Genomic DNA, 14,397 nt, shown 5'->3' on the forward strand with positions numbered 1-14,397 from the left:
AATTCCTCAAGTCGGGCAAGCCCGACTTGAGGCGCAAGGCGCGGCCCTCGAAGGGCGACGGCCCGCCCCGATGACCGGCGGCGCGCTGGACAGCTCCGGGCCCTGCCGGATAGCCTTGCCTTCAGGGACGGCGCGCATGGACGCGCAAGGGGGACCACACATGTCGCTGCAGACCACTGACAACGCCACATCGCCACGCACCTGGGCCCTCATCGTCTGGGGCCTGTTCATCGCGTCCTACTTCACCTTCGCGGCGACGCTGATCGTCGCCGTCATCATCGCCTATGTAAAGCGCGGCGACCTCGTCGGCACGCCGTTCGCCTCGCACATGACGTCGGCGATCCGCACCTTCTGGATCAGCCTCATCGCGAGTGTCATCGGTGTGGTCCTGCTGCTGATCGGCATCGGCGTCTTCATCCTCGGCGCCGCCGCGCTGTGGCAACTCTTCCGCACCATTCGCGGTGTGATCCGCGCCCTCGACAACCGCCCGATCGACGATCCCGAAGGCTGGTTCTGACACGCAGCGCTCCCCTGACCGGCACAGCGACGCGGCTACCGTCTCGGCAGACGCGGACAAGCGTTGCATGCGCCACGCCGACGGCGAACTGAAGCCTGTTTCAAGCGGCCGTTCGTCCAGACGCGCGCCATCGCACTGACATGCGGCGGCGCTAGATATCTGCCTCACAGAGCGCAATCCGTCACCCTAGGTGGTCATAGCCCCGGCTTTCGCCGGGGCGTTCCTCAAAATTCATAAGCCGGGCAAGCCCGACTTGTCGGAGCCTGTCATCGGGCCGCGTTTCGCGCGAACCCGTTGGCTCGCTCCTCCGGATGACGGAGGCACGTCATCCCGCGAGCACTCCGCGCCGGCCTGAACACCAGCAGTTCTCGCTGGCATCGTCTCCAACGGGAGCCCACCATGTCCGTCTTCCGCCTGACGCAGATCACCGACACGCATCTCAGCCCGCGCTTTCCGGCGTTCACCGACAACTTCGACCGGGTCGCAGGGCATATCGACGCCACACGCCCGGACCTCGTCATCAACACCGGCGACCTGGCCTTCGACGGTCCCGGCCATCCCGACGATCTCGCGTTCGCCCGCGCCCGCCATGACGCGCTGCCGGTCGAGGTGCGCGTGCTGCCGGGCAATCATGACATCGGCGATAATCCCACCGCCGTCGGTGCGCCGCTGCTGCAGCCGGCGTCGGAGGACGCGCGACAGCGCTTCGTCGCAACCTGCGGCGCGGATCACTGGCGCTTCGACGCCGCCGGCTGGAGCTTCATCGGCCTGAACACGCTGATCATGAACACGGGGCTTGCCAGCGAGGCCGCGCAGCGCGACTGGCTGATGCGCGAACTGGCCGGCGTGCGCGGCCGGCCGCTGGCGCTGTTCCTGCACAAGCCGCTGTTTCGCGATACTCCGGACGATCCGGAACTGGCGGCAACCTCGTTCCGCTATGTGCCGATGCCGGCGCGCGCCGATCTCGTCGCCATGCTGGCCGATATCGACCTGCGGCTTGTCGCCTGCGGCCATGTCCACCAGCGCCGCGACGTCATGCGCGCAGGCGCGCGCCACATCTGGGCGCCATCGGCCGCCTTCATCATCCGCTCCGATGACAGGCAGGAGCCGATCGGCGTCAAGGAAGTCGGCCTCGTCGAATACGCCTTCACGCCCGACGACGTCGAAGTGCGGCACCTGCGCGCGGCGGGCCAGGTCGATATTGATCTGGCCACAGTCGACCTCTCCGCTACGCAAGCCAGCGCATGATGATTGAGAGTTATGTCATCCATCACGGCTTTCTCTGTCGTGGCCGGGCTTGTCCCGGCCACCCCGCTCAGGGACGCACTGCCCTCCTTATCGGGGTCGCCGGGAGACCTTGGTCCTAGCGATCCGTCAAAGACGGATCGCGTTGCCCGGTGACGACAACCACTGAGGTCTGTCGTTGCTTTTCGAGTCAGACGCTCAAAGATAACGGATGATAGTTCAACCTGAACTCGCCCCGCTTTTGCGTCGTAATCGTCACGCCTTGTCCGGCCCGACGCGCACCAGTTGCTTGCCGAAGTTGGCGCCCTTGAGCAGGCCGATGAAGGCGTCCGGCGCGCTGGCGAGGCCTTCGGTGACGAACTCGCGATACTTGATCTTGCCCTCGCGCACCCACTGCGACATGTCGCGCAGGAAATCGCCATGGAGCGCTGCGAAGTCGCGGACGATGAAGCCGCGCAGCGTCAACCGCTTCACCAGCACGGCGCGCATCAAGGCCGGTGCACGGTTCGGCCCCGGCGCGTCGCCCGTCAATGCGTTGTAGTCGGCGATCAGGCCGCACACCGGCACGCGCGCGAACGGATTGAGGCGCGGCAGCACCGCGTCCCACACCTTGCCGCCGACGTTCTCGAAATAGACGTCGATGCCCTTCGGACAGGCTTCCTTGAGCTTCGCCGCAAGATCGGGATCTCGGTGATCGAGGCAGGCATCGAATCCGAGCTCCTCGGTGACATAGCGGCACTTGTCGGCGCCGCCGGCGATGCCGATCGCCCGCGCGCCCTTGATGCGCGCGATCTGGCCGACCGCCGAGCCGACGGCGCCGGACGCCGCGGCCACCACGACGGTCTCGCCGGGCTGCGGCTTGCCGATCTCGTGCAGGCCCGTGTAGGCGGTCATGCCGGGCATGCCGAGCACGCCGACGGCGGTCGAGATCGGCGCCAGCGCCGGATCGATCTTGCGCAGCCCCTTGGCATCGACGGCGGCGTGGGTCTGCCAGCCGCTGTGCGCCAGCACGATGTCGCCCTTGCTGAACTTGTCGCTGTTGGAGGCGATGACCTCCGCCACCGTACCGCCCTCCATCACGCCGCCGATCTCGACCGGCGCGGCATAGGAGGGCCCCTCGCTCATGCGCCCGCGCATGTAGGGATCGAGCGACAGCCAGATCGTGCGCAGCAGCACTTGCCCCTCGCCCGGGGTCGGCACCGGCGCGGTTTCGAGGCGGAAGTCCGTGACCTTCGGTTCTCCGACGGGACGGGCGGCTAGGACGATGCGCTGGGCTTCGCTGGACATCGGACGTCTTCCTCCTGGGTGTGCGCGCGTTGGGCGCCTGCGGCGGGGATGCCGGCTCGTTCCCTGATTAGGGGCGCGCCCAGCGGTGGGGCAAGAGGCCAAACAGGTCATGCGACCCATGCGGGCCGTTCCGATGCCGTGGCGACGCCCGGCCTGCCGCACGCCGGAATGTGCGGGGACATCCCGAACCATTTTGCGGCCCGGCCATGTTGCGGCCCCAATCGGATATTGTTATGTTATAACATAACATATTGAGGCCATCTCATGAAGCGTCTGCCCGTCACGGTGCTCTCCGGCTTTCTCGGCGCCGGCAAGACCAGCCTGCTCAACCATGTCCTGCTCAACCGCGAGGGCCTGCGCGTCGCCGTCATCGTCAACGACATGAGCGAGGTCAACATCGACGCTGCGCTGGTGCGCGACGGCGGCGCCGAGCTCAGGCACCAGGAGGAGCGGCTGGTCGAGATGTCGAACGGCTGCATCTGCTGCACCCTGCGCGACGATCTCCTGGTCGAGGTCGAGCGTCTCGCGCGCGAGGACCGCTTCGACTACCTGCTGATCGAGTCCACGGGAATCTCCGAGCCGATGCCGGTGGCAGCGACCTTTGCGTTCGAGGACGAAAGCGGCAAGATGCTGTCCACCCTCGCCCGCCTCGATACCATGGTGACTGTGGTCGACGCCCTCAACTTCACCCGCGACTACATCTCGGCCGACATGCTCGCCGACCGCAACGAGGTCGCCGGCGACAGCGACACCCGCGCCGTGGCCGAGCTGCTCGCCGAGCAGGTCGAGTTCGCCGACGTCATCGTGGTCAACAAGACCGATCTCGTCACCTCGGTCGAGCGCGAGTTCCTGGTCAACGTGCTGACGCGGCTCAATCCAGAGGCCGAGCTGGTGTTCACGGAGTTCGGCAAGGCGCCGCTCGACCGCATCCTCAACACCCACCGCTTCTCCTATGACAAGGCAAGCCAGTCCGCCGGCTGGCTCAAGGAGTTGCAGGGACAAGGCCACACGCCGGAGACCGAGGACTACGGCTTCTGGAGTTTTGTCTACCGCAGCCGCCGCCCGTTCCACCCCGAGCGCTTCCACCGCTTCCTCACCGCGCAGTGGCAGGGCGTGATCCGCGCCAAGGGCTTCTTCTGGCTGGCCTCGCGCATGGACTTCGCCGGCTCGATGTCGCGCGCCGGCCAGATCGTGCGCCACGAGCCCGCCGGCGTGTGGTGGTCGGCGACACCGCGCGAGCGCTGGCCCACGGACCCCGACTGGCGGGCCGGCGTGCTCGCCAACTGGACCGAACCCTACGGCGACCGCCGCCAGGAGCTGGTGTTCATCGGCACGCCGCAGATGGAGAAGGACGAGACCATCGCCGCCCTCGACGCCTGCCTCCTCACCGGCGCCGAGATGGCGCTCGGCCCCAGGCGCTGGACGGGCCTGCGCGACCCCTTCCCCGGCTGGCGTCGCGGCGCCAGCGCGGCGTGATCGTGGGACCTCCACTCACCTCGACACACCTGCACAGACGTCGCGCACCGGTCATGCGGCCCGCCGCTTGGCCGTCCCTGACAACCTGTTGGAGCTGCCATGATCACATGGCTGCGAATGCCGGATGAACTGGCGGGCACCGGGCCACGATCGCATCGGGGCGCCGGCGCCGCGCATTCGCCGCTTTCATCCGCTCACTGTGCTATCGTCAGCATACGCTGCGGCAATCGAGGACGCATGATGGGGGACGCATGACCAACAATCTGCTCGGCGAACTTCTCGCCGCCTTGTTGCGCGCGCCCGACTACACGCCGCAAGCGCAGCAGGAGCCCAAGCGCCAATCCCCTCGACAATCCACTTGGCGCGTGATGTCCGCCGCCGACCTGCCGCGCGAGGGCCGCCATTTCACCTGCGGCGACGACTGCGGCTGCACGCCGGCCGCCGGGCTGCGGTACAAGCCGAAGGATCAGGGGACGGAGTGAGGCAGACGCAACGATAGCCCTCCGCATGCACGTATCATCCGTCACCCTGAGGTGGCCATGCGCAGCATGGCCCTCGAAGGGCGACGGCCCGAGCGCTTGAGCCGTCCATCCTTCGAGGCTCGCTTCGCTCGCACCTCAGGATGACGGGGTAAGGCTGCGATGGGAATAGAGCGGATGCGCGACGACGAACACGACAGAAGCGTTCACCACCGACATCTTCCGCCTTACGGTGAGGAGCACGGCAACGCCGTGTCGCGAACCATGAAGCCACAGCCCTGGCCATGCTGATCGTCGCGCGTTGAAGCGCGGTGGCCTTGCCCTTCGAGACGCCCGCGGCGCCTGTCATAGAGCCGCGCCTTGCACGGACCTGTTCGCGATGTTCCGGCATCACGAGCGGGGATGCTTTGCTCTCGCCAAATTTTCAGCGTCATCACCGGGCCGGCGCGCAGCGCCGTGACCCGGTGATCCACCTTGAAAGCCATCCGGGAGGAACGCGCCCGAAGCTGGATGCGCGGGTCAAGCCCGCGCATGACGCATCAAATTGTCGAGCCGCTTTTGTCACCATCGCTCGTCATGGCCGGGCAGCGCGATCCGTCTTCGACGGATCGCCAGGACGAGGGTCTCCCGACCAGCCAGGTCTTGCGGCAACGCCACACCATCCCTCATGGTGAGGAGCACGGCAACGCCGTGCGTCTCGAACCAAGAGGCCATCGCCTCAGCCCAGGCCACGCTGGTCCGTTACACGTTGAGACGCCGTGGCCTCGCCCTTCGAAACGCCAGCGAATGCGGGCTCCTCAGGGTGAGGAGAAAGGCAACGCGCGGCAAGCTGGATGCGCGGGTCGAGCCCGAGGTCGCCTGAAAACGAGCATGCCCGGAGCAAGTCCGGGCATGACGGAGAAAACAGCAATGTCTTCGTTCGGTCGCTGCGTTCGATCGGTCGATGGCGGCGGCGAACCGCCACCCGCCGCCCTTACGCACCACCCGGATAGTTCGGCGCCTCGCGGGTGATGGTGACGTCGTGGACGTGGCTCTCGCGCAGGCCGGCGCCGGTGATGCGGACGAACTGGGCCTTGCCGTGGAAGTCCGGAATGGTCTTGGCGCCGACATAGCCCATCGCGGCGCGCAGGCCGCCGACGAGCTGGTGGACGACATTGCCGGCCGGGCCCTTGTACGGCACCTGGCCCTCGATGCCTTCCGGCACCAGCTTGAGCGTGTCCTTGATGTCCTGCTGGAAGTAGCGGTCGGCGGAGCCGCGGGCCATGGCGCCCACCGAGCCCATGCCGCGATAGGCCTTGTACGACCGGCCCTGCCACAGGAACACTTCGCCGGGAGTCTCGTCGGTGCCGGCGAGCAGCGAGCCGATCATGACGACGCTGGCGCCGGCGGCGAGCGCCTTGGCCATGTCGCCGGAAAACTTGATGCCGCCGTCGGCGATCACCGGGATACCGGCCTTGTGGGCAGCCTCGACCGCATCCATGATCGCGGTGAGCTGCGGCACGCCGACGCCGGCGACGATGCGGGTGGTGCAGATCGACCCCGGGCCGATGCCGACCTTGATCGAGTCCGCGCCGGAATCGATCAGCGCCTGCGCCGCTTCCGTGGTCGCGACATTGCCGGCGACGACCTGCACGGCGTTGGACAGCTTCTTGATGCGGCTGACCGCGGCGAGCACATGGGCTGAATGGCCATGGGCGGTGTCGACGACGACGACGTCGACGCCGGCCTCGATCAGCTTCTCGGTGCGCTCGAAGCCGCTCTCGCCGACGGTGGTGGCGGCGGCGACGCGCAGGCGGCCCTGCTCGTCCTTGGACGCCAGCGGATAGGCCACCGCCTTCTCGATGTCCTTCACCGTGATCAGGCCGACGCAGCGGTACTGCTCGTCGACCACCAGCAGCTTCTCTATGCGATGCTGGTGCAGCATCTTCTTGGCTTCCGCCTGGCCGACGCCCTCGCGCACGGTGACGAGGTTCTGATGGGTCATCAGTTCCGACACCTTCTGGCGCGGGTCGGTGGCAAAGCGCACATCGCGGTTGGTGAGAATGCCGACCAGCTTGCCGGGACGGCCCGGGCCGCCGCCGATGACCACCGGAATGCCGGAGATGCCGTTGTCCTTCATCAGCGTCAGGGCGTCGGCGAGCGTCTCGTCAGGGCCGATAGTCAGCGGGTTGACCACCATGCCGGACTCGAACTTCTTGACCTGACGGACCTGCGCGGCCTGACCATCGATGTCGAAGTTGCGGTGGATGACGCCGATGCCGCCGGCCTGGGCCATGGCGATGGCCATGCGGGCCTCGGTCACCGTGTCCATGGCGGATGCCATCACCGGGATGTTGAGGGGAACGGCCTTGGTCAGGAAGGTGCGGACGTCGGCCTCGGACGGCAGGATTTCCGACAGGCCGGGCTTGAGCAGCACGTCGTCGAACGTGAATGCTTCCTGGAAACCCGGTCTTTGAATGACAGCCATGGCCAACTCCTCTGGCGGCGTACGCCGCAAAAATCCTTCGGGAAAGGCGGATCGCTCGCCGGCACCTGGCACCGCGCTCGAATCGTCGCCCTTCTTTGGGGTTGGCGCTGGTCGATAGCATGGGAGGATGACGATTCAAAGAGCCCGTTCCACAGTTCACAGGCGCTTTTTGGGCATGCCTCGTCTGCGCCGCACCCGGCGGCCTGCGCCCCGTCCCCGGCCTCGGTAAACCGCCCTGATTCCAAGGACTTCGCCGGTCGGCTGACTGCGGCGGCGGGGCCCGGGCGGCCAGAGGTCCGCGCCCCGCGGGGCGCCGCCCGCCGCCTGCCCAGGGATTTCCGTCCAAGGATTTCATTGACCAATCCCGGGGGTGGCCTATCAGACGGACGTCAGAGTTCTTGCCGTTTCAGGCCCCTTCCCAGCAGCCAACACGGGTTTCGAGCGACGCATGCAGAAGGAACGTCTCATCCCGCTCATCGTGGCCACTGCGCTGTTCATGGAGAACATGGACTCCACGGTGATCGCCACCTCGCTGCCGGCGATCGCCGCCGACATCGGCACCAGCCCGCTGACACTCAAGCTCGCGATCACCTCCTACCTTTTGTCGCTGGCGGTGTTCATCCCGGCGAGCGGCTGGACCGCCGACCGCTTCGGTGCCCGCACCGTGTTCAGCACGGCGATCGCGGTCTTCATGGTCGGCTCGATCGGCTGCGCGCTCGCCTCCTCCGTCACCCAGTTCGTGTTCGCGCGCATCCTGCAGGGCATCGGCGGCGCGATGATGACCCCGGTCGGCCGCCTCGTGCTGGTGCGCTCGATCGACAAGAGTGCCCTCGTCAACGCCATGGCATGGCTGACGACGCCGGCGCTGATCGGCCCGGTGATCGGGCCGCCGCTCGGCGGCTTCATCACCACCTACTTCTCGTGGCACTGGATCTTCCTGATCAACATCCCGATCGGGCTGCTCGGCATCTTCATGGCGCAGCGCTACATCGACCCGATCCGCAGCGACAATCCCGAGCGCTTCGACCTCAAGGGCCTCGTGCTCGCCGGCATCGGCCTCGCCGGCCTCGCTTTCGGCCTGTCGGTCGCCGGCCTCAACCTGCTGCCGTGGCAAGTCGTCGTGCTGCTGATCGTGTGCGGCGCGATCTCGATGACGCTCTATGTGCGGCACGCGCGCGAGACATCCTCGCCGGTGCTCGACTTCTCGCTGCTGCGGCTGGCGACCATGCGCGCAAGCCTCGTCGGCGGCTTCATGTTCCGCGTCGGCATCGGCGCCCTGCCGTTCCTGCTGCCGCTCCTGATGCAGATCGGATTCGGCCTGTCGCCGTTCAAGTCGGGCATGGTGACGTTCGGCTCGGCGGTCGGCGCCATGGGCATGAAGACGCTGGCGGCGCGGATCATCCGCACCTTCGGCTTCCGCAACATCATGACCGTGAACGCGGTGGTCAGCGCCGCCTTCCTCGCCGCCTGCGCCATCTTCACGCCGGCGACGCCGCTGCTGCTGATCCTGATCATCCTGATCGTCGGCGGCTTCTTCCGCTCGCTGCAGTTCACAGCCATCAACACCATCGCCTACGCCGAGATCGAACAGGCCCAGCTCAGCCGCGCCACCACCATCGTCAGCGTCAACCAGCAGCTCGCGATTTCCGCCGGCGTCGCCATCGGCGCGTTCTCGGTCGAGACCACCATGATGCTGCGCCATGCCACATCGCTGTCGGCGGAAGACTTCTGGCCGGCGTTCCTTGTGGTCGCCGCCATCACCGCGCTGTCGTCGCTCATCTTCTACCGCCTGCCCCCCGACGCTGGCCACGAGATCTCCGGCCGCAAGGCCGCCGAGATCTCCAGCCGCAAGGGCGCGACCAAGGGCGTCGAGAAGAAAGCAAGCGAAGGCACGGCGGACGCGCGCGATCACAAGCTGTGAGGCGGCCAGACGTGATCCGTCACCCTGAGGTGGCCACCCAACGCGTGGCCCTCGAAGGGCGACGGCCCGAGCCGTGCCGCCGAGGCCGTTGATCCTTCGAGGCTCGCGGAGCCTGTCATCGGGCCGCGCTTCGCGCGGACCCGTTGGCTCGCACCTCAGGATGACGGGTTGTAGCTCCCCTCGAGCGCGATACGATCCTACCCTCGCCCGCGAAAGCCCGTCGCCAGCAGGTAGCGCTCGGAGGAATCCTGCCGGCTCGCCGCCGGCTTGACGTGGCGGATCACAGCGAAATCGCGTTTGAGTTCCGCCAGCAGCGCCGCGTCCGCGCCGCTCTGGAACACCTTCGCCACGAACGTGCCGCCGGGATTGAGCACCTCGAGCGCAAACGCCGCGGCGCTTTCGACGATGCCGAGAATGCGCAACTGGTCGGTCTTGCGGTGTCCGGTGGTGTTGGGCGCCATGTCCGACATCACGACGTCAGCACCGCCGCCGAGCATCTCGCGCAGCCGCGCCGGCGCTTCATCCGCCATGAAGTCGAGCTGCGCGAAGTCGACGCCGGGGATCTCCGGCATCTCCAGCAGGTCGATCGCCACCACCTTGCCGCGGCCCTCGACCGAGCCGACCTTGCGCGCGGCAATCTGGCTCCAGCCGCCGGGCGCAGCGCCGAGATCGATGACGGACTGGCCGCTCTTCAGCAGCTTGTACTTGTCGTCCATCTCCTTGAGCTTGTACGCCGCGCGCGACCGATAGCCGTCGCGCTTGGCTTGCGCGACGTACGGATCGTTGAGCTGGCGTTCGAGCCAGAGCTTGGAGGACAGCTTGCGCTTGCCGCCGGTCTTGACGGTGACGTGCAGCCGTCCGGTGTCATCCTTGGCCATGGGATGCCTCTAACAGAGCCGCGCCCCGGTGGCCAGAGCGGCGGGCCGGCGTCGTGCATCCACCGGTCGCATCAGCGGTACGAGCGCCAGAACCGGGGCACCGTGACTTCAAATTCAATCGACGTCATCCGTCACCCTGAGGTGGCCATGCGCAGCGTGGCCCTCGAAGGGCGGCGGCCCGGGCAGCGGCTCAGGGGCCGCTCATCCCTCGAGGCTCGCGGAGCCTGTCATCGGGCCGCGCTCGCGCGGACCCGTTGGCTCGCACCTTGGGATGACGGATTGCGGCTCACCCCGAACAGGTAACTGTCAAGCTCACGCCGCGGCGATGGCGTGGTCCTCGCGCATCATCTCGATCAGCATGCCCTCGCGCAGGCCGCGGTCGGCCACCCGCAGCCGCGGCATCGGGAAGGCGTTGCGGATGGCGTCGAGGATCGCGCAGCCGGCGAGCACGAGATCGGCGCGGTCCGGCCCGATGCAGGCGTTGCCGGCGCGGTCGCTGTAGCTCGTCGCCAGCAGACTGTCGATGACATGGGTGACGTCGACGTCGTTCATCCAGATGCCGTCGATGCGGCGGCGGTCGTAGCGCGTCAGGTTCTGATAGACGCCGGCGATGGTGGTAACCGTGCCGGACGTGCCGAGCAGATGCATACCGTCGAGCCGGCCGCCATGGGCGGCGGCAAACGCGGCGAGATGGCGCGCGACCTCCGCGACCATGGCGTCGTAGGATTGCCGCGTCACCGACTTGCCGCCGAACCGTTCCGCCAGCGTCACCACGCCGAGCGGGATCGACGCCCAGCCCGCCATTTCGGGCACGCCCTGGCGCGGGTCGCCGCGCCGCTCCAGCCGCACCAGTTCGGTCGAGCCACCGCCGATATCGAACAGGATCGCACCGGAGGCTGCGGCGTCGACCAGCGGCAAACAGCCGGTCACCGCCAGTCCCGCTTCGGTCTCGCGGTCGATCACCTCGAGACGGATGCCGAGCTCGTCGGCGACACGGTTGCGAAAAGCGTCGCCATTGGCCGCGGCGCGGCAGGCCTCGGTCGCGATCAGGCGGAGCCGCCGCGCATTGCGGGCGACGATCTTGTCGCGGCACACCGCGAGCGCCGCCATGGCGCGCTCGATCGCGGCCTCGCTGATCTGGCCGGTGGTGGAGACGCCCTCGCCGAGCCGGATGATCCGCGAAAAGGAATCGACGACGCGAAAGCTCTCGCCCGCCGGCCGCGCGATCAGCAGGCGGCAGTTGTTGGTGCCGAGGTCAAGCGCCGCGTAGACGGCCGCCGGCACGCCGTTGGTGCCGACGTCGTGGGGGGGTGCCGCCCCGCCGATGGCGACGTCCGAGATCCCCGGCTCTCCGCGCAGCTCACGGCTGTCACGAAGCCGTGTCTCTTCCATCATACAAGTCCGTTCTCCGCCGCCGGCCAGCAGCGACGGGTCAAATTTCTGCTCGCCCGAAGTGTATCAGCCAGACAATCTGGTGCAACCATCGTGCAGATACGGCATGTTCCAGGCGGCGTTGTGCAGGCGCGAAAGCTGCACTATTTTTGATGCAGCGGCCCTGTCAAACGCGGTTCGCGCGCCTGGACGCCGCTCTCGACATGTCTTCGAACCGCCCCCAAAGACCGGATATTTCCATGCAGGACCGCCCTCTCGGCAGCACCTTCGATAACGCTATTGCAACGCAAAAATTCGGAGTCGGGCAGCCGGTCCGCCGCAAGGAGGACGACACCCTGGTGCGCGGCCGCGGAACCTATACCGACGACCTGCGCGTGCCGGGCCAGGCCTATGCCTGGATCGTCCGCAGTTCCCACGCCCACGGCGTCATCCGCGGCATCGACCTCGCCGCCGCCCGCGCCATGCCGGGTGTGCTCGGGGCTTGGACCGGGGCGGACCTCGCCGCCGCCGGCTACGGCACGTTCGGCACCGGTGTGCCGCTCAAGAACCGCGACGGCTCGCCGATCCACCAGACCAACCGTCCGGCGCTGGCGCTCGACCGCGTGCGCTTCGTCGGCGACCCCGTCGCCTTCGTGGTGGCAGAAACGCTGGCGCAGGCGCGCGACGCCGCGGAAGCCGTCGGCGTCGACATCGACGTCCTGCCCGCCGTCACCGATGCCGAGGCCGCGACGATGCCGGGCGCGCCGCAACTCTATGACCATATTCCCCACAACGTCGCGCTCGACTTCCACTCCGGCGACACCGCCGCGGTGGACAAGGCATTCGCCGCCGCGGCGCATGTCGCGAGGCTCGGCATCGCCAACACCCGCCTCGCGGTGGTGCCGATGGAGCCGCGCTCGGGCCTTGCCGTCTACGACAAGGCCAACGGCCACTTCACCATTCATGCGCCGACCCAGGGCGTCGCCGGCAACCGCACCATGCTGGCGAAGAACCTCAACGTGCCGAAGGACAAGGTCCGCCTGCTGACCCACAATGTCGGCGGCTCGTTCGGCATGAAGAACATCAACTACCCCGAGTACATGTGCATCCTGCATGCGGCGCGTGAGCTCGACCGGCCCGTGAAGTGGACCGACGAGCGCTCGACCAGCTTCCTGTCCGACAGCCATGGCCGCGCCCAGGACATCGTCGCCGAGCTGGCGCTCGCCGCCGATGGCGCCTTCCTCGCGGTGCGCGTGTCGGGCTACGGCAACCTCGGCGCCTACATCACCGGCGTCGCACCGGTGCCGCTGTCGATCAACATCGCCAAGAACATCGCCAGCGTCTATCGCACGCCGCTGATCGAGGTGGCGATCAAATGCGTCGTCACCAACACCACGCTGATGGGCGCCTATCGCGGCGCCGGCCGGCCCGAGGCCAACTACTTCCTGGAGCGGCTGATCGATCTCGCCGCCGACCAGATGGGCATCGACCGCCTGGCGCTGCGCCGGCGCAACTTCGTCAAGCCGGCGCAGATCCCCTACGCCGCCGCCAACGGCATGACCTACGACAGCGGTGACTTCCAGGGCGTGTTCAACGACGCGCTGAAGCTCGCCGACCATGCCGGCTTCGCCAAGCGCAAGCGTGACAGCCGCAAGCGCGGCAAGCTGCGCGGCATCGCGGTGGGCTCCTATCTCGAGATCACCGCGCCGCCGAGCGTCGAACTCGGCAAGATCGCGTTCAAGCCTGACGGCAGCGTGCAACTCGCCACCGGCACTCTCGACTACGGCCAGGGCCATGCCACGCCTTATGCCCAGGTGCTGTGCGACCGGCTCGGCGTGCCGTTCGACGCCGTCACCCTGCTGCAGGGCGACAGCGACATCGTCCACACCGGCAACGGCACCGGCGGCTCGCGCTCGATCACGGCGAGCGGCCAGGCGATCGTCGAGGCCGCCGATCTGGTCATCGAGAAGGGCAAGTCGGCGGCGTCCTATGTGCTGGAAGCCGCGCCCGGCGATATCGAGTTCAGCGCTGGACGCTTCACCATCACCGGCACCGACCGCAGCATCAGCATCATGGACCTTGCGCAGCGGCTGCGCGCAGGCGGCCTGCCCGAGGGTGCGCCGACCTCGCTCGACGTCGATCACACGTCCTCCGAAGTGCCGTCGACCTTCCCCAATGGCTGCCATGTCGCCGAGGTCGAGGTCGACCCGGACACCGGCGTGGTCGAGATTGTCGGCTACAGCGGCGTCAACGATTTCGGCACCGTGGTCAACCCGATGATCGTCGCCGGCCAGGTCCATGGCGGCGTCGCTCAGGGAATCGGCCAGGCGCTGATGGAGTGTGTGCGCTACGACGACAACGGCCAGCCGGTGACCGGCTCGTTCATGGACTACGCCCTGCCGCGCGCCGGCGACATTCCGCCGATTACCCTTGGCGACCACCCCGCACCGGCGACCTCCAATCCGCTCGGCACCAAGGGCTGTGGCGAAGCCGGCTGCGCCGGCAGCCTCGCCACCATCGTCAACGCGGTGGTGGACGCGCTGTCGGAGTACGGCGTCAGCCATATCGACATGCCGCTGACCCCTGAACGGGTGTGGCGGGCCATCCAGGACGCCAAGGCAGCGAAAGCAGCAACCGCGGCCGCCTGAGACGTCCGGCTCGCCTTGGCTTAATATTATCCGGGTGATATTGACCCATCAATATCCCCCGGGTATAAAATCGTCCGACAGGCCGGCATCGCGCGAGCCAGTCAACAA

At 67.6% G+C, this 14,397-nt stretch carries 10 protein-coding genes; 6 read left to right on the top strand and 4 right to left on the bottom strand.

What is annotated here, in order from left to right; genetic code table 11:
• The first annotated feature begins 160 nt into the window (after positions 1-160).
• Both JQ639_RS02485 and JQ639_RS02490 read left to right on the top strand, forming a co-directional pair.
• Positions 161-517, top strand: coding sequence for a DUF4870 family protein (locus JQ639_RS02485; RefSeq protein WP_211969618.1), 357 nt, complete (start codon positions 161-163; stop codon positions 515-517).
• Between the two features lie 399 nt (positions 518-916).
• Positions 917-1,765 (top strand): metallophosphoesterase family protein, encoded by an 849-nt coding sequence (locus JQ639_RS02490; RefSeq protein ID WP_211969617.1) that lies wholly within the window; start codon positions 917-919, stop codon positions 1,763-1,765.
• A 252-nt stretch (positions 1,766-2,017) separates the two neighbouring features.
• Here JQ639_RS02490 and curA read toward each other — a convergent pair whose 3' ends face one another.
• A complete protein-coding gene (gene curA / locus JQ639_RS02495) occupies positions 2,018-3,049 on the bottom strand; it encodes an NADPH-dependent curcumin/dihydrocurcumin reductase (RefSeq protein WP_211969616.1) in 1,032 nt (343 codons plus the stop codon).
• Between the two features lie 264 nt (positions 3,050-3,313).
• Here curA and zigA point away from each other — a divergent pair, with 264 nt between their 5' ends.
• Positions 3,314-4,525: a zinc metallochaperone GTPase ZigA gene (zigA, locus tag JQ639_RS02500; protein ID WP_211969615.1), complete on the top strand. Its 1,212-nt coding sequence runs from the start codon at positions 3,314-3,316 to the stop codon at positions 4,523-4,525.
• A gap of 251 nt (positions 4,526-4,776) precedes the next feature.
• Positions 4,777-5,007, top strand: a complete 231-nt coding sequence (locus tag JQ639_RS02505) for a hypothetical protein (protein ID WP_211969614.1) — start codon at positions 4,777-4,779, stop codon at positions 5,005-5,007.
• Positions 5,008-5,977: 970 nt separating this feature from the next.
• Here the strand turns inward: JQ639_RS02505 and guaB are convergent.
• A complete protein-coding gene (gene guaB, locus JQ639_RS02510) occupies positions 5,978-7,471 on the bottom strand; it encodes an IMP dehydrogenase (protein ID WP_211969613.1) in 1,494 nt (497 codons plus the stop codon).
• 448 nt (positions 7,472-7,919) lie between these two features.
• On the opposite strand from guaB, the gene JQ639_RS02515 reads away from it, so the two are divergent.
• Positions 7,920-9,392 carry an MFS transporter gene (locus JQ639_RS02515; protein ID WP_211969612.1) on the top strand — a complete coding sequence of 491 codons (1,473 nt, stop codon included), beginning with the start codon at positions 7,920-7,922 and terminating at the stop codon, positions 9,390-9,392.
• 197 nt (positions 9,393-9,589) lie between these two features.
• On the opposite strand, the gene JQ639_RS02520 is transcribed toward JQ639_RS02515, so the two are convergent.
• Positions 9,590-10,270: an RlmE family RNA methyltransferase gene (locus JQ639_RS02520; protein ID WP_211969611.1), complete on the bottom strand. Its 681-nt coding sequence runs from the start codon at positions 10,268-10,270 to the stop codon at positions 9,590-9,592.
• Between the two features lie 312 nt (positions 10,271-10,582).
• A complete protein-coding gene (locus JQ639_RS02525) occupies positions 10,583-11,665 on the bottom strand; it encodes a Ppx/GppA phosphatase family protein (protein WP_211969610.1) in 1,083 nt (360 codons plus the stop codon).
• 236 nt (positions 11,666-11,901) lie between these two features.
• On the opposite strand from JQ639_RS02525, the gene JQ639_RS02530 reads away from it, so the two are divergent.
• Positions 11,902-14,289 (top strand): xanthine dehydrogenase family protein molybdopterin-binding subunit, encoded by a 2,388-nt coding sequence (locus JQ639_RS02530; protein ID WP_211969609.1) that lies wholly within the window; start codon positions 11,902-11,904, stop codon positions 14,287-14,289.
• Positions 14,290-14,397: the final 108 nt, after the last annotated feature.

Source organism: Bradyrhizobium sp. U87765 SZCCT0048, assembly GCF_018131225.1.
Taxonomy (GTDB): Bacteria; Pseudomonadota; Alphaproteobacteria; order Rhizobiales; family Xanthobacteraceae; genus Bradyrhizobium_A.